At 57.9% G+C, this 14,365-nt stretch carries 19 protein-coding genes; 5 read left to right on the top strand and 14 right to left on the bottom strand.

Features of this window, described 5'->3' with window-relative positions; genetic code table 11:
• Positions 1-30: 30 nt before the first annotated feature.
• On the bottom strand, positions 31-348 hold the full coding sequence (locus AB1J88_RS03005) for an I78 family peptidase inhibitor (protein ID WP_222018876.1): 318 nt from the start codon (positions 346-348) through the stop codon (positions 31-33).
• A gap of 168 nt (positions 349-516) precedes the next feature.
• Complete coding sequence (locus tag AB1J88_RS03000; protein ID WP_041066130.1) at positions 517-822, bottom strand: hypothetical protein; 306 nt, start codon at positions 820-822, stop codon at positions 517-519.
• Positions 823-954: 132 nt separating this feature from the next.
• Here AB1J88_RS03000 and AB1J88_RS02995 point away from each other — a divergent pair, with 132 nt between their 5' ends.
• Positions 955-1,167: a hypothetical protein gene (locus AB1J88_RS02995; protein WP_086793391.1), complete on the top strand. Its 213-nt coding sequence runs from the start codon at positions 955-957 to the stop codon at positions 1,165-1,167.
• A gap of 33 nt (positions 1,168-1,200) precedes the next feature.
• On the opposite strand, the gene AB1J88_RS02990 is transcribed toward AB1J88_RS02995, so the two are convergent.
• The 8 genes from AB1J88_RS02990 to AB1J88_RS02955 all read right to left on the bottom strand — a co-directional run bounded on the left by AB1J88_RS02990 (position 1,201) and on the right by AB1J88_RS02955 (position 8,838).
• Entirely contained in the window at positions 1,201-2,229 is a 1,029-nt protein-coding gene (locus tag AB1J88_RS02990) for a nucleoside hydrolase (RefSeq protein WP_430290152.1), read from the bottom strand.
• A 45-nt stretch (positions 2,230-2,274) separates the two neighbouring features.
• Complete coding sequence (gene rbsD / locus AB1J88_RS02985; protein WP_108183221.1) at positions 2,275-2,679, bottom strand: D-ribose pyranase; 405 nt, start codon at positions 2,677-2,679, stop codon at positions 2,275-2,277.
• Complete coding sequence (rbsK, locus tag AB1J88_RS02980) at positions 2,676-3,593, bottom strand: ribokinase (RefSeq protein WP_430290151.1); 918 nt, start codon at positions 3,591-3,593, stop codon at positions 2,676-2,678. The genes rbsD and rbsK overlap by 4 nt, the downstream gene beginning before the upstream one ends.
• A 24-nt stretch (positions 3,594-3,617) precedes the next feature.
• Positions 3,618-4,637 carry a LacI family DNA-binding transcriptional regulator gene (locus AB1J88_RS02975; RefSeq protein WP_222018874.1) on the bottom strand — a complete coding sequence of 340 codons (1,020 nt, stop codon included), beginning with the start codon at positions 4,635-4,637 and terminating at the stop codon, positions 3,618-3,620.
• A gap of 3 nt (positions 4,638-4,640) precedes the next feature.
• Positions 4,641-5,618 carry an ABC transporter permease gene (locus AB1J88_RS02970; RefSeq protein ID WP_041066117.1) on the bottom strand — a complete coding sequence of 326 codons (978 nt, stop codon included), beginning with the start codon at positions 5,616-5,618 and terminating at the stop codon, positions 4,641-4,643.
• Positions 5,615-7,168: a sugar ABC transporter ATP-binding protein gene (locus tag AB1J88_RS02965; protein WP_222018873.1), complete on the bottom strand. Its 1,554-nt coding sequence runs from the start codon at positions 7,166-7,168 to the stop codon at positions 5,615-5,617. The genes AB1J88_RS02970 and AB1J88_RS02965 overlap by 4 nt, the downstream gene beginning before the upstream one ends.
• 56 nt (positions 7,169-7,224) lie before the next feature.
• Entirely contained in the window at positions 7,225-8,181 is a 957-nt protein-coding gene (locus AB1J88_RS02960; protein ID WP_041066111.1) for a sugar ABC transporter substrate-binding protein, read from the bottom strand.
• A 201-nt stretch (positions 8,182-8,382) separates the two neighbouring features.
• Positions 8,383-8,838 carry a hypothetical protein gene (locus AB1J88_RS02955; RefSeq protein ID WP_041066108.1) on the bottom strand — a complete coding sequence of 152 codons (456 nt, stop codon included), beginning with the start codon at positions 8,836-8,838 and terminating at the stop codon, positions 8,383-8,385.
• Positions 8,839-9,187: 349 nt separating this feature from the next.
• Between AB1J88_RS02955 and AB1J88_RS02950 the strand changes: the two genes are divergently transcribed.
• The 3 genes from AB1J88_RS02950 (at position 9,188) to AB1J88_RS02940 (ending at position 11,439) form a co-directional block, all read left to right on the top strand.
• Complete coding sequence (locus AB1J88_RS02950; protein WP_027611548.1) at positions 9,188-10,276, top strand: asparaginase; 1,089 nt, start codon at positions 9,188-9,190, stop codon at positions 10,274-10,276.
• Between the two features lie 178 nt (positions 10,277-10,454).
• Entirely contained in the window at positions 10,455-10,745 is a 291-nt protein-coding gene (locus AB1J88_RS02945; RefSeq protein WP_430290150.1) for a DUF1654 domain-containing protein, read from the top strand.
• A gap of 4 nt (positions 10,746-10,749) precedes the next feature.
• Positions 10,750-11,439 carry an endonuclease gene (locus AB1J88_RS02940; protein ID WP_041066103.1) on the top strand — a complete coding sequence of 230 codons (690 nt, stop codon included), beginning with the start codon at positions 10,750-10,752 and terminating at the stop codon, positions 11,437-11,439.
• Between the two features lie 55 nt (positions 11,440-11,494).
• Here AB1J88_RS02940 and AB1J88_RS02935 read toward each other — a convergent pair whose 3' ends face one another.
• Entirely contained in the window at positions 11,495-12,406 is a 912-nt protein-coding gene (locus AB1J88_RS02935; RefSeq protein ID WP_430290149.1) for a siderophore-interacting protein, read from the bottom strand.
• Between the two features lie 86 nt (positions 12,407-12,492).
• Positions 12,493-12,861, bottom strand: a complete 369-nt coding sequence (locus AB1J88_RS02930) for an SPOR domain-containing protein (RefSeq protein WP_430290148.1) — start codon at positions 12,859-12,861, stop codon at positions 12,493-12,495.
• A gap of 250 nt (positions 12,862-13,111) precedes the next feature.
• Between AB1J88_RS02930 and csrA the strand changes: the two genes are divergently transcribed.
• Positions 13,112-13,306, top strand: a complete 195-nt coding sequence (gene csrA / locus AB1J88_RS02925; RefSeq protein ID WP_003179932.1) for a carbon storage regulator CsrA — start codon at positions 13,112-13,114, stop codon at positions 13,304-13,306.
• A 223-nt stretch (positions 13,307-13,529) separates the two neighbouring features.
• On the opposite strand, the gene AB1J88_RS02920 is transcribed toward csrA, so the two are convergent.
• Positions 13,530-13,985, bottom strand: a complete 456-nt coding sequence (locus AB1J88_RS02920) for a DUF2214 family protein (protein WP_198758503.1) — start codon at positions 13,983-13,985, stop codon at positions 13,530-13,532.
• A gap of 36 nt (positions 13,986-14,021) precedes the next feature.
• Positions 14,022-14,285, bottom strand: a complete 264-nt coding sequence (locus AB1J88_RS02915) for a hypothetical protein (RefSeq protein ID WP_430290147.1) — start codon at positions 14,283-14,285, stop codon at positions 14,022-14,024.
• Positions 14,286-14,365 lie beyond the last annotated feature (80 nt).

The raw sequence follows: 14,365 nt of genomic DNA, 5'->3' as shown, positions 1-14,365 counted from the left end.
TTTTATGCCTGCAACAAAAGCGCTCTGCGATCAACCGCAGTTGACGCGAGTGACCACCAGGTTGTTGTCGGTGTTCAGATTCAAGCGATCGGAGCGGTATTCCAGCGTGATCATGTCGGTTGGCTTGAGGAAACGGGCGTTTTGCGCGCCAGACTTGGCACGCGCCTGATCGAGCAGTTCCGGCGAAGCCTTTTTACCGATGGCAAATTCCGCTGCCTTTGCTTCACAGCGGCTGTGACCGGCATCGGTCGCCACAGGATCCTTTGCCGACTCGCTGGAGGTCGTGCTGCAACCGGCCAACATGGCAACGGCCATAAGTGCACCCAGAGACGCGAACTTCAAAGGCATGAAGCCTCCTTCTTTCAAATGGTTAAGCTGAGATCGTGCGACCGCCAATCTGGCGTTTGGTTTCACAACCAATGCTGCCACCCTGCCCCACGATCCGGAAAAACGCTGAGTCTGCCTGAAGAGCGTGCAGCGCATCCTCACACAATCGTCACCGAATATTAACGAAGCTCAATAGACGTCGATGTAGTCGAGCGGCGGATTCGGCCAGTTGTCTTTCAGCGCATTGAAAATCTGCATCACCCAGACTTCATCGCTGGCCGCGACGTTGCCGACATACCCCGAACCCTTGGCCCAGGTCTCCAGGCGAAAGAGCAGGCCATCAATATCCTGCCCGCCGGTCACACCGGAAGAAATATAGGCAATCCCACCCTTGGTCACACGCAGCTGCGTATGCACATCATCGCTGGCCGACGCGAGCAACTGGCGCACAGCGTCGAGTGTGAGGCCGTCGGGGGAATTCAAATCGATCTGCACAGCACATTCCTTGGTTCAGCCGGAAAAGACCAAGTGTCGCATAGCGTCGCGCCCATGCCTAAGTCGCAGTGCCAAACGCCCGACAAAGTGGTTAACTCGCGCTCAGACATTCCCGACTTTTCGAGCGCACTCATGAGCACCGTAAGCATCTCCGCTGACATCAAGGTTTTGTGGCCGAAGGGACACAGTTCGTATAGCCCTGGCAGTTCGGAGGAGCTGGCGCTGATCAGCATCGATCTGCTGGTCAAGACGATGGGAACCCAAGGCGCACAAACGTTTATCGCTCAAGTGTTCGAGCGGTACCAGCATGACGACAAGAGCACGCAGGACACGGAGAGGGATTAAAAACCCGCAGGCTTGCACCTGCGGGTCCTGGCCTTACTTCAAGCGCTTCAGACGCTCAGTCAGCAGATCGAAGAAACCTTGGGCATCGCCATTCTCGACCCAAAATGCGTTTTTCGGCTGTTTCAGACCGTCGTACCAGTCGACCACGGTCTGACCGAACGTGATCCCCTCACGGCTGTCGATGGCCACGTTCACCGAGCGACCAGTGAATAGCTCCGGCTTGAGCAGGTAAGCAATGACGGTAGCGTCATGCACCGGGCCACCCGGGATGCCGTAGTGCTCCATGTCGCTCTTGATGTACTCGTTGAGGATGTCGCCGACAATCTTGCTCGCATTGTTGTTGAGCGCGGCAATCTGCTTCAGGCGGGCGTCGCTGGTGAGGATCTTGTGGGTCACGTCCAGCGGCAGATAGGTCAGTTTTACACCGCTCTTGAGTACCACTTCTGCCGCTTGCGGGTCGGCAAACAAGTTGAATTCGGCCACCGGGGTGATGTTGCCGCCATTGAAGTGCGCGCCGCCCATGATCACCACTTCCTTGATACCGTTAACGATCTCCGGCTCCTGGATCAGCGCCAGCGCCAGGTTGGTCTGCGGGCCAAGCATGGCGATGGTGATGCTGTGCGGCTTTGCTTTTTTCAGGGTATCAATCAGGTAGTTGACCGCATTGCCTTCGGCCAGGCCTTTTTTCGGCTCATGTACGGTGACACCCGACAGGCCTTCCTTGCCATGGATGTTCTCGGCGTAAATTGGCGTACGCATCAGCGGCTTCGGCGCACCGGCGTAAACCGGAACATCCTCGCGCCCTGCCCACTCGCGAGCCAGGCGCGCGTTGCGCGACGTTTTGTCGAGGCGTACGTTGCCGGCCACGGTGGTCAGTGCGCGAATGTTCAGTTCATCCGGCGAAGCCAGGGCGAACAGCAAGGCGACCACGTCGTCGGCACCCGGATCGGTGTCGATGATCAGGTCGATCTTTTCAGCAGCCTGAGCGCTGGTGGCGGAAATAAAAGACAAAAGCAGCAGACTCCGAAGCAATTGATGGAGTTTTTGAGCATAGCGGTGCATGGCGCATTCCTTGTGCTGATGAAAATGAAAAGGGCGAAAACCCTATTAGAACGTTACTCCGGCCACCAGCACGATGTTGCAGTACGGCTGACATTCGCCTGTACGAACAATCGCCCGTGCCTGTCGGCTAAGAACCTTGAATTGCTCATGAGTCAGCAGATCGCGCCGACCGAGGGCGCCCTCTTCTTGCAACTCGTCCAGCACAACCATGGCGGTCGGCTGCTTGTCGAGGATTTCGTTGGCCAGCACATGGCTTTCCACCTGCATCTCGCTGAGCACGACTTTCAGGGTACTGACGAAATCCGGAACGCCGTGGGTCAGCGCCAAATCGATCAATTCAACGCCAGGAGGAACCGGCAGTCCGGCGTCACCGATCACTACCATGTCGCCATGGCCCAGGGAGGCGATCAGCCGCGACAACGCGACGTTGAGCAAAGGAGTCTTTTTCATGCGGGTTTGAACGCCTGTACGTCGGACATGGTGGGAATGGAAGGCTGTGCGCCGGCCCGGGTCACAGATAACGCTGCAGCGACTTGCCCGTAACGGATCGCCTCAGCCTCGGATTTGCCACTGGCGAGCGCTGCGGCAAAACCACCAACAAAGGTATCGCCCGCGGCGGTGGTATCGACCGCCTTCACCTTGGGCGCCGGGAAATGCTCGAAACCTTTGCCATTGGCAAATAGCGAACCTTGCGCACCGAGGGTAATGATGACCTTGCCCGCGCCCATGGCGATCAACTGGCTGGCAGCGCTTTCTGCGGCCTCCAGCGAATCGACTGGCAACCCGCTCAACGCAGCGGCTTCGCTTTCGTTGGGAATCAGGTAATCGATGGCGGTAAACCAGTCTGCCGGCAACGGACGACTGGCCGGCGCCGGGTTTAAAATCACGGTTTTGCCCAGCTCACGCGCTCGCTTGAGCGCATGCCCCACCGTTGCATCCGGGATCTCCAGCTGGCAGATAATCACGTCGGCCGCTTGCAGCACCGCATCAAAACGGTCAATCACCGCCGGGGTCATTGCACCGTTGGCGCCAGCGACGATCACGATGGCGTTCTGACTGTTGTCATCGACCACAATCAGCGCCACGCCACTGGAGTCGGCAACCGTGCTCACCGCCTGACAATCGATCTGCTCGGCCTGCAATGCGTCGCGCAATTGCACGCCGTAGTCATCGTTGCCAACACAGCCAACCATCGCCACCTGCGCACCCAGGCGCGCAGCAGCAACTGCCTGATTGGCGCCCTTGCCGCCGGAAACGGTGGCAAAGGAATGACCGATCAGCGTTTCACCACCCTTTGGCAGCCGTGGCGCCCGGGTGACCAGATCCATGTTCAGGCTGCCTATTACCACTACATTTGCTGGCATACATCACTACTCGTCAATTCGATTTCAGCGGTACTCGGTGAACACGCCTGACAGCGGTGCAGTCGATTCGCGCAAGACAATACTCGGGGTCACGATTCGTTGATCGGTGACCAGACTCGGGGTAGCAATCCTTCGCAGCAGCACTTCGGCAGCCATCTCGCCCAACTGCAGGATCGACTGACCAACGGTGGTCAGCGCCGGGTACACATAACGGCTCATCTGGATATCGTCGAAGCCGATCACCGACAGCTCGCTTGGCACGCGCACATTGCGCTCGGCCGCCGCACGCAGCACACCGATACCGATCATGTCGTTTCCGGCGAAGATCGCGCTCGGCGGGTTGCCTTCGAGCAGGATCGCCGCCGCGTTGTAGCCACCGGTACTGGTGAAATCGCTTTCCAGCATGCGTTCGGGCCGCACGGTGATGCCAGCCTCCTGCAGCGCCCGACAAAAACCGGCCTGACGCATTTGCGCCACGCTGGTGCTCGACGGACCACCGATGGTGGCGATGTCACGATGGCCCAGCTCCAGCAGGTGCCGCGTCGCCAGATAAGCGCCATATTCATGGTCGATGCGCACCAGATCGGCGTCCACGCCATCCAGCCCGCGGTCGACGATGACCATCGGCGTTTTCACCCCGGCCAGCCCTTGCGCGAGCCCGATGTCGCCACCGGCGGAGGCGACAATCAGGCCGTCAATGCGCTTCTCCAGCAGCACCCGCAAATAGCTGCGCTGTTTTTCCGGGTTATCGTCAGAGTTGCAAAGGATCACGCAATAGCCGTTACGCTCGCAGTAATCCTCGATACCCCGTGCCAACTCGGCAAAATACGGGTTGAGGCTGTTGGGCACCAATAAGCCAATGGTCGCAGTTGTCTTGGCTTTCAGTGAACGCGCCACGGCACTTGGCACGTAATCGAGGCTTTTGATGGCCGCCTCGACTTTCAACCGCACTTCCTGGCTGACCGGGCGCGTCTTGTTCACCACGTGAGAAACCGTGGTGTAGGAAATCCCCGCGAGCGCCGCCACATCCTTGATCGTTGCCATGACTTAGCCCCGTCGACTGGCGCGTTGACTGCGATAGGTATCGAGTACCACCGCAATGACGATCACCGCACCGGTGATGATGCGCTTGGTCGGCTCGGTCGCACCGATCTGCGCCAGACCGGCGGCGAGCACCGAAATGATCAACACGCCGAAGAAGGTGCTGATCACCGAACCACGCCCCCCCATCAGGCTGGTGCCACCAATGACCACGGCGGCGATGACTTGCAGTTCGAGGCCGGAGCCGGCATTCGGATCCGCCGCTTCCAGACGGGAAATCTGGAACAGCGCGGCGATGCCCGCGAGCAGCCCCATCAGGCTGAACACCAGAATCTTGTACGGTTTTGGATTGATCCCGGCCAGACGCACCGCTTCTTCGTTGGTGCCGATGCCGATCAGGTAGCGACCGAACACGGTGCGGGTCAACACCGCTTGCGCAATGAAGATCACCAGCAAGGCAATGATGAACGACGGCGAGATACCGAAGGCGATCGGGTTCGACAGCCAGGCAAACGAATCACCGATGTAGGCGGTGCGCGAACCGGTCATCTGATACGCCAGGCCACGGGCCATTTCCAGCACACCGAGCGAAACGATGAATGACGGAATACGCCACGCCACAGTGATCGAACCGGTCACCGTACCCGCCAGTGCAGCCACCGCCATTCCAAGCAGAGCGGACGGCAACACGCTCCAGCCCCAGCCGAGAATCGCTACGCTGACTGTCGAGGCGGCAAGCGCCAGCACCGAACCGACCGACAGGTCGATGCCGCCGATGATCAGCACGAAGGTCATGCCCACCGCCAGCACCATCAGATCGGGGATCTGGTTGGCCAGCGTGCTGAAGGTGTCATAGGACAGAAAGTGGCTGCTCATGACCGAGAACAACGCCACCATCGCCAACAAGGCACCCGCCAGGCCCAGATAGGTGCCAAGACCGTAGAAATTGCCACCACGTTTGCCGGCAGAAGATGCAGTTTTCATGGGAGTTCCCTAGGCGCCGCTTCATTGAGCTGCGCATCACGTTTTTGGTAGCCGGCGAACGCGGCAGCAAGCAAATCATCCTGGGTCCAGCTGTCGCGCTCGAAGGTATCGATCAAACGCCCTGCCGACAGAACACCGATCCGGTCGCAGATCAGCATCAGCTCGCGCAGGTCACTGGATACCACCACCAGCGCCTTGCCCTGACGCGTCAACTCGCCCAGCAAGGCATAGATATCGAACTTGGCACCCACATCAATGCCGCGAGTCGGCTCGTCGAACAACAGCACCGAGCAATCACGCTCCAGCCAGCGCCCGATCACGACCTTCTGCTGATTGCCGCCAGACAGCTCGGAAACCAATTGGGTCGGGCTCGAACTGCGGATGCGCATGGCGTTGATCTGACGCTGCGCCAAGGAAATTTCGTTGCTGTTATTGACGACCCCAGCCCGGGAAATTTCCGGCATGTTGCCCAAAGCAATGTTGGCGCTGATCGACTGACTGAGCAGCAGGCCTTCGCCCTTGCGGTCTTCGGTGATCAGGGCGATACCGTGTTTCACTGCATCAACCGGCGAACGCACACTGACCTCCTGCGCCGGCGAACCCAGCGCGATCGTGCCACTGTCGGCCAGGTCGGCACCGAAGATCAGCCTTAGCAATTCAGTGCGTCCGGCTCCGATCAGCCCGGAAATCCCGAAAATCTCGCCAGCACGCACTTCAAAGGAAACATCGCGCACCTTGTCGGAGCGGGTCAGGCCCTTGACCGTCAGGGCTGGCGCGCCAATCTTGCGCGGGCCCATGTCAATGTGTTCGCCCAGCTCACGGCCGACCATCAAGGTCACCAACTGCTCACTGTTATAGTTGGCCATCGGTTCGACACAGACCAGATTGCCGTCCCGCAGCACAGCAATGCGTTGCGCGACGCGCGCCAGCTCTTCCAGGCGGTGGGAGATATAGATGATCGCAACGCCACGCGCCTGCAAACGGGTGATCTGCTCAAAGAGCATTTCCACTTCACGGGCAGTGAGCATGGCCGTCGGCTCATCAAGAATCAGCACATGACAATCGCCGATCAGGTTGCGCGCAATCTCGACCATCTGCTGATGCCCGATACCCAACTCGCCGACCAGAGTGTCCGGATCAATCGCATCGAGACCGACCTGCGCCATGGCTTCGATGGCGGCTTTGCGCAATTGCTTGCGACTGATCCAGCCGCCGTTGCTGGGCAGGTTGTCGAGAAACAGGTTTTCCGCCACCGACAGGGTCGGCAGCAGATTGAGTTCTTGCATGACCATGCGCACGCCCAGCTCTTCAGCCTGGGTACGGCTGCCGGGGCGGTAGTCTTTGCCCTGGAACTGCATCTGGCCTGTGGTCGGCGTAACCAGACCACCAATGATCTTCGACAGCGTGCTTTTACCGGCACCATTCTCACCGGTCAGCGCCAGCACTTCACCGCGCATCAGCGTCAAGTCGATGCCCGTGAGCACCGGTTGCGCATAGGTCTTACCGATACCGCTGACCGAGAGGACAGCGTTCGGGGCGGAAACTGACATAAAAACTCTCCATGCGCTCGTCCGGACGGACGAGCGCCGTTGTGTCGCCGGAAGACTTACTGGGTGACCAGCTCGACTGGCGTTTCGATCACGCCATTGGCGCCGCTGTCGACTTTTTCGCCCTTGAGGATTTTCAGCGCGGTCTCAATACCGAACACAGCCTGCTTGGCAGCGAACTGATCGGCCGTCGCCAGCACGCGACCGTCCTTGAGCATCGGCTTGATCGCGTTGATATTGTCGTAACCGACCACTTGTACCTTGCCCGCCTTGCCGGCAGCGCGCACAGCGGAAACAGCGCCGACAGCCATGCTGTCATTACCCGCCAGCAGCGCTTTCACATCCGGGTATTCGCTGAGAATCGAAGCTGCAACCTTGTTGCCCTTGTCGATTTCCCAGTCGCCCGATTGCAACGAGACCACCTTGATCTGCGCCGCATCCATCGCATCCTTGAAGCCGGCGGTGCGCTGCTGGGCGTTGGTGGTGGTGGACACACCTTCGATGATGCCGACTTCGTCACCGGCCTTCAGTTGCTTGGCCAGGTACTCACCGACCAGACGCGCACCCTTGCGGTTGTCCGGCCCTACGAATGGCACACTGATATTTTTGCTTTTGACGATTTGCGGATCGAGCTGGTTGTCGATGTTGATCACGGTGATGCCGGCATCGACGGCTTTCTTGATCACCGGCACCATGGCCTTGGAATCGGACGGTGCGATGACCAGCGCGTTGACCTTGGCCAGAATCATCTGCTCGACGATGCGGGTCTGGCCGGCGGTATCGGTCTCGTCCTTTATGCCGTTGGAGATCAGGTCGAAATCAGCGGAGTGTTCTTTCTGGTAAGCCTTGGCGCCATCTTCCATGGTCAGGAAGAATTCGTTGGCCAGGGATTTCATGACCAATGCGACTTTGGGTTTTTCCGGGGACTCGGCGAAGGCCGAAGAGACAGGTAGTGCGGCGGCTGCAGCAGCCAGCATAGCGACAGCAAGAAGACGTCCAGCGAATGGCAGCTTCATGGGTTCACTCCGATCTTATGATTATTGTGAGCAACGCTCGCGCTGGCGTAAGCTTCAGCGCTCTCTTCCGGCCAATAGTGCACCGGGGAAGCCGCGCAAACGTTTGCGTAGACCGAACTATGCGAATCCCGCTGACATTTGTCAACAATCAGAAATCATCGATTTATTGCAGGGCGAATCGTCCGATTCGCCCTTCCCTGCTTAAGCCGTGGTGCTGACCAGGTTGCCGCTGGTTGAATCCTTGGACATTTCCTTGACCAGTGCCGCCGCGACTTCCATCAGCGCGCCGCTGGTTTGCGCGATCTGGCCCTGAACGGACATGACCGCCTGTGACTTGGCCTCGGGCGTCGGATAACTTGCCGCCTGCGCCGCCGCCAATTGCTGTTGCTGTTCTTGCAGTTGCTTCTGCAATTCCTGCATCCGCTTGAGCAGCATTTTGACGGTGATGCTCAGGCTATCGCCGCTGTCAGCATTACTCGCCTGGCTGGCTTCTTGCGCAGGCCCACCGGTTCTGACCTGGTTGCTTTGCTCTTTTTCAACGCCCAGCGCCTCTTCGGATGCGTCTGCTTCCGCCTGGTTCATTGCATTGATTGTCGCTGCGGTTTTACCGCCGATGGTGACTGCGCCGGGATGTGAAAAACCGATCGTCAGTGACATGTGAACTCCCTAAATAATCGTTTCCTTTAACACCCATCGGCCTGCTGACGGGTTTCTTTAGCAGAAAAGCCGAAACCGGCAAGCCGTTTCGTTCACCAAGGCCTGTAGTCCTTTTCGGTGAACCGAACATGAAAGGCCCCAATATTCGGAAACCCGGACAGGTGATCGGCCCAACCATTGGCCATCCCACAAAAACATGATGCAAATCATGAAGTTAAACATCTCTCTGAAGCAAAGTAGCGCTGGTACGGATCCTGCTCCCTAGCCTGCACCCCGAGCATTCAGATCGGCTCGGGGCGCATCTAGATGAACCTGCATCAGCACCGTCTCACTACTAGAGAGAAAAATAATGAAATCTGCTTTCAACACCTTGGTACCGGGCGCTTTGGCCCTCCTCCTGCTCCTGCCAACCGCCCTTCAGGCAAAAGAAGTCGAAACCCAGACCAAACTCGCCAACGTCGTGGTACTTGCCACTGGCGGCACCATTGCCGGTGCCGGCGCCAGCGCAGCCAACAGCGCCACTTACCAGGCGGCCAAGGTTGGCATTGAACAACTGATTGCCGGCATCCCCGAGTTGAGCAAACTGGCAAACGTGCGTGGCGAACAAGTCATGCAGATCGCCTCGGAAAGCATCACCAACGACAACCTGCTACAACTGGGTCGCCGCGTATCGGAACTGGCCGACAGCAAAGACGTCGATGGCATCGTCATCACCCACGGCACCGACACCCTGGAAGAAACCGCCTACTTCCTCAACCTGGTAGAGAAGACCGACAAGCCGATCATCGTCGTCGGCTCGATGCGTCCGGGCACCGCCATGTCGGCGGACGGCATGCTCAACCTGTACAACGCCGTCGCCGTCGCCAGCAGCAAAGAAGCGCACGGCAAAGGCGTGCTGGTGACCATGAATGACGAGATCCAGTCCGGTCGGGACGTCAGCAAAATGATCAATATCAAGACCGAGGCGTTCAAAAGCCCTTGGGGTCCGCTGGGCATGGTGGTTGAAGGCAAATCCTATTGGTTCCGCTTGCCAGCCAAGCGCCACACCATGGATTCGGAATTCGACATCAAGAACATCAAGAGCCTGCCTGACGTAGAAATCGCCTATTCCTACGGCAACGTTGATGACACCGCCTACAAAGCACTGGCCCAGGCCGGCGCCAAAGCCATCATCCATGCCGGTACCGGTAATGGTTCTGTTTCTTCGCGCGTAGTGCCGAGCCTGCAAGCCTTGCGTAAAGACGGCGTGCAGATCATCCGCTCGTCCCACGTGAACGCCGGTGGTTTCGTTCTGCGTAACGCCGAACAACCTGACGACAAATACGATTGGGTCGTCGCTCACGACCTGAACCCGCAAAAAGCTCGGATCCTGGCCATGGTCGCCCTGACCAAAACCAACGACAGCAAAGAGCTGCAACGGATGTTCTGGGAATATTGATTGGCCCTCGCCTGAGCCTTTCCGGATCGGGCAACCTGCTCACCACTCGCCCGCGCGGCGGGTGGTGCTGCCACCTACGCTGCGCGCGACTTTTTCGCACAAAATAATCGACCCGGCTTACACCAAAATCGCAAAAGCGCTGTCAGAGGATTTTCTTGAATTTTAAGCAGTTGCGAAAATGCTTACAGTTAAATACTGTATGCACGTACAGTTTAATAAGGATAACCTCGTGGCCACCTCCCCTGATGCTCCTGACGCTTACGAACGCATGGGTATGCGCGTTCAAAAAATCATCAATTCCCCTACCGCACAAAAAGCCAAAGCCGCCTTGATCTTCCGTCTGCCGGACGAGCCTGTGGATGCATGGGAGCAACTGCTCGAGGAAATCGACGAGAACGACAACGTCACACTCGCCTATCGCGACGATGGCGGCGTGCAGATTTTTTGGGTTGTGCCGAAGGAAGATTGATTCAATGAGTGTCCGCTGTTTTGCATTACTGTTGCTGTTCATCGCTTTTGGCGCCCAGGCTGGCGCTCCCCGCACCTTTACCGAGGCCAAGAAAGCCGCCTGGAAGCTGTATGCACCGCAGTCCACCGAGTTTTACTGCGGATGCAAATACACTGGCAACAAGGTGGACTTGAAGGCTTGCGGTTATGTGCCACGCAAAAATGCCAAGCGCGCTTCGCGCATCGAATGGGAGCACATTGTCCCGGCGTGGGAATTCGGTCACCAGCGTCAATGCTGGCAGTCGGGCGGGCGCAAGAACTGCACACGCTACGACCCGAGTTACCAGAAAGCCGAAGCCGACCTGCACAACCTGGTACCGAGCATTGGCGAGGTCAACGGTGATCGCAGCAATTTCAGTTATGGCTGGCTGCCGGTGCAATCCGGTCAGTATGGCTCATGCCTGACTCAAGTCGACTTCAAGGCCAAGAAGGTCATGCCTCGCCCATCGATTCGCGGCATGATCGCGCGCACCTATTTCTACATGAGCAAGCAGTACGGCTTGCGCCTGTCGAAACAGGATCGGCAGCTTTACGAAGCCTGGGACAAGACGTACCCGGTGCAAGACTGGGAACGCCAGCGTAATCAGAGCGTGGCGTGCGTCATGGGACACGGCAATGAATTCGTCGGCCCGGTGAACCTGAAAGCCTGCGGCTGACCCTCCAGCTCAAAGGAAAAGGCCTCGAACGTGATGTTCGAGGCCTTTTTTGTACCTAACTGCCAGCCTTGTTGTAGCGCCAGTAGCCCATCAGATTGAGTGACTCACGGGGGATACCGCATTCCTTGATCAGGTATTTGCGCAGACGCATGACCGCAGCACTTTCGCCGGCAATCCAGCCATAAAAACCTTCGGGGGCCGTGTTGGCGATCTCCCAGAGAATGTCTTTGTCGATATCGACTTCGGCGAGTTCGGCGGCTTGCCCGACCGATGAATCCTCTGCAGGCAAGAACGCCTGCTGCACCGCCTCGACCATCAGCGCGCCAGCCACTGCTTCTGGCCCCTGATCGCGAACCAGCCACTGCACCGTCAGCCCGGGCCAGTCTGGCACCGAGAGCATGTCTGGCAGACTGTCGACTTCAAAGTACGCCTGAGTCTGGGGCGGCTCAGCCATGGCGGACAATTCTTCAAGAATACCCATCGCCGCCGGCAATGCCGTGGCATCGGCCACCAGCAAAACCTGTTTGAGCAGCTGCGGCGGTTTCCATTCGAACCCTCCGGCGTCCTGCGCGGAAAAACCGCTGCCGGGAGCAAGAATCTGCATCGACGCTCCCGGCTGCGCACGCAGCGCCCAGCGCGACGCGGGACCGGTCTCGCCATGCAGGACAAAATCGATGTCGACCTCGCCCTGATCAGCGCGTAAATGACGAATGGTGTAAGTGCGCATTGCGGGTCGACGGCTCGCCAGCATTGAACGAAAACGCGCGTACCAGCCCTCCTCCTGCGCAAGGCTCGCAGGTGATCCATCTTCAGCAGGGAAGAACAGTTTGACGCGCTGATCCGGCGCCCAAGTGGCCATGCCATCTATTGAAGGGTCGGCGAGCGTGATCCGCATCATGTGCGGACTCACCAGCGTCTTGCGGCGCAAAACCGCATTGAAAAGCTTATAGGGAGCGGCGGAGGCCATGCGGAGCTCCTTCGAGAAATCGTGATTGACTCGTATAAGACGAGTCGACTGCGATGTCCTTTAGGCCGCTCCGCTGAAAGTGCGGCTTACGGTGCGAGCGGATGCTCGACGATCACCGATTCGACGTTCTGCTTCTTGGCCTTCACCAATGCTGCATCCACCTCGACCTTGCGAGCTTGCGCGTCGGCCTGGGAGTTGAACGGGCCAATCAGGATCCGCGTCTTGCCGCTGCTGTCCTTGATCACGGTCGGCACGAACGCATGCTCGATCAACCAGCCACTCAGGTCGCTGACAGCCTGAGGTGTTTCGCCGCGCACTTCGAGGTCCCACTGCGCAGAAGATGCCGCCACAGGCGCGGTTGCGACTGTCGTTTTCGGCTTCTGCACGTCTACACTCTTGCCTTCACCACACCCTGCCAATGCCAGTGCCGCGACCATCCAGACCAATTTGCGCACAACGCTTTCCTCGAAAATCACAAAGCGGCGATCTTAACATTCATAAATACTTCGCGAGGCCCGCAAAATGGGCACAAAACAACGAGATTGATGATTGCAGCCTCTGTATAGTTACGCCCTGGGAATTAATGCCGCATCTGCGCGTCAGAAAGAGGCACCCAAACCGTGAGACTTCGCACTAATCTATACGTACCACCGACCTCTGCACTGTCTGAATCAGGTGCCCTACAAAGCAATCAAGGAGAAGACCATGCTGATACTCACCCGCAAAGTCGGTGAAAGCATAAATATTGGTGATGACATTACGATCACCATCCTCGGCGTAAGCGGTCAGCAAGTCCGTATCGGCATCAATGCTCCGAAAAATGTTGCCGTACACCGTGAAGAAATCTATCAGCGCATTCAGGCCGGCCTGACCGCCCCGGACAAGCCACAAACGCCCTGAACCGCATTGCAGTCAGTAGCCAGTTCGTTTGCTTTGCGTAATGACTGGCTAGAGAGACACGCGCCGTATTGCCATCCGCTCCCCAGCCCACTGGGCACGGCGCCTGACACATCCCATCGCTCTATTTCCTTCGCTTCCCTCCTCCCCTGCAGCGCGATACTACCTGCGACTGCCCAGCCTGGCTGTCAGACATTTCCGAGAGCACACAGGGAATTGCTCCTTGTTAGCCGAACGTCACGCCGCGCGCCATGCCGGTGGCTGCAATCACCATCAATACCAACAACAGCGCCTCGACGTGACTGATCCGTGCATACAGCTTTGCACGCGTGGTATCGAACGCCTTGCCTCGCGCCAATGCGATCCGCCATTTGACCAGCGTGATCATCGGCGCCAGCTCTATCAGCAGAATCAGCACGAACAACGTCATCTTCAAATGAAACAGCGGCTGGTGCAGATAGTAGTCAGTGCCCTTTTCAAAGCCGCCGAAGGCGCGCATGCCGCCAGTCACCAACAGCACCAGCGCAGCAATGCCCCACAGATTATCGGCAAGCAAAACCTGCTTTGCTTCACCGACGCCAGTCGCCAAACGACTGAACGCCGTGCCACGGGCCAACACGGCCCAGAAGCCCAGTGCAAAAGCCAAGAGATGAATAGCGGCGAGAAACCAATGAACCAGCATCGACGAACTCCTTGAGAAAGCCGTGGAAAATGCCAGTCAGTAGTAGTCGAAAAAAACCGGTTTCGCCCGCACACAGCAGTGGGACTGGAAAGCTTCGCGCAGGACGCTAGGAGACAGAGAGCGGGATTGGCCAAATCGCAGGCAAAAAAAATCCCAAGCAGCTGATGGAAGCTTGGGATTTAAAAATGCATAAACCGTGGTGGTGAACGCGGGGCAGATGTTACTGAAGTTCACGATCAGCAACAACATTTTTTTGATCACCGGACGGTTAAAAATACCGGTAACCCCTTCAATATCCACATTTTTTCGACGGATCCAAAAAAGCAGAGAACGCCATATCAGCAGGTCGTGTTATTTCGAAACACGCTAAGCGGTCAAGG

It is taken from the genome of Pseudomonas sp. S8 (genome assembly GCF_050473925.1).
In the GTDB taxonomy this organism is placed as follows: Bacteria; Pseudomonadota; Gammaproteobacteria; order Pseudomonadales; family Pseudomonadaceae; genus Aquipseudomonas; species Aquipseudomonas parakoreensis.
The sequence above is the reverse complement of the archived record's forward strand: the minus strand, read 5'-3'. Positions and strand labels throughout refer to the sequence as shown.

What these genes read in the sequence shown, in the direction of transcription:
- AB1J88_RS03005 (WP_222018876.1), bottom strand. Translation starts at nt 348, where the DNA reads ATGCCTTTGAAGTTCGCGTCTCTGGGTGCACTTATGGCCGTTGCCATG.
- AB1J88_RS02995 (WP_086793391.1), top strand. Translation starts at nt 955, where the DNA reads ATGAGCACCGTAAGCATCTCCGCTGACATCAAGGTTTTGTGGCCGAAG.
- AB1J88_RS02990 (WP_430290152.1), bottom strand. Translation starts at nt 2,229, where the DNA reads ATGCACCGCTATGCTCAAAAACTCCATCAATTGCTTCGGAGTCTGCTG.
- rbsD (WP_108183221.1), bottom strand. Translation starts at nt 2,679, where the DNA reads ATGAAAAAGACTCCTTTGCTCAACGTCGCGTTGTCGCGGCTGATCGCC.
- rbsK (WP_430290151.1), bottom strand. Translation starts at nt 3,593, where the DNA reads ATGCCAGCAAATGTAGTGGTAATAGGCAGCCTGAACATGGATCTGGTC.
- AB1J88_RS02975 (WP_222018874.1), bottom strand. Translation starts at nt 4,637, where the DNA reads ATGGCAACGATCAAGGATGTGGCGGCGCTCGCGGGGATTTCCTACACC.
- AB1J88_RS02970 (WP_041066117.1), bottom strand. Translation starts at nt 5,618, where the DNA reads ATGAAAACTGCATCTTCTGCCGGCAAACGTGGTGGCAATTTCTACGGT.
- AB1J88_RS02965 (WP_222018873.1), bottom strand. Translation starts at nt 7,168, where the DNA reads ATGTCAGTTTCCGCCCCGAACGCTGTCCTCTCGGTCAGCGGTATCGGT.
- AB1J88_RS02960 (WP_041066111.1), bottom strand. Translation starts at nt 8,181, where the DNA reads ATGAAGCTGCCATTCGCTGGACGTCTTCTTGCTGTCGCTATGCTGGCT.
- AB1J88_RS02955 (WP_041066108.1), bottom strand. Translation starts at nt 8,838, where the DNA reads ATGTCACTGACGATCGGTTTTTCACATCCCGGCGCAGTCACCATCGGC.
- AB1J88_RS02950 (WP_027611548.1), top strand. Translation starts at nt 9,188, where the DNA reads ATGAAATCTGCTTTCAACACCTTGGTACCGGGCGCTTTGGCCCTCCTC.
- AB1J88_RS02945 (WP_430290150.1), top strand. Translation starts at nt 10,455, where the DNA reads ATGCTTACAGTTAAATACTGTATGCACGTACAGTTTAATAAGGATAAC.
- AB1J88_RS02940 (WP_041066103.1), top strand. Translation starts at nt 10,750, where the DNA reads ATGAGTGTCCGCTGTTTTGCATTACTGTTGCTGTTCATCGCTTTTGGC.
- AB1J88_RS02935 (WP_430290149.1), bottom strand. Translation starts at nt 12,406, where the DNA reads ATGGCCTCCGCCGCTCCCTATAAGCTTTTCAATGCGGTTTTGCGCCGC.
- csrA (WP_003179932.1), top strand. Translation starts at nt 13,112, where the DNA reads ATGCTGATACTCACCCGCAAAGTCGGTGAAAGCATAAATATTGGTGAT.
- AB1J88_RS02920 (WP_198758503.1), bottom strand. Translation starts at nt 13,985, where the DNA reads ATGCTGGTTCATTGGTTTCTCGCCGCTATTCATCTCTTGGCTTTTGCA.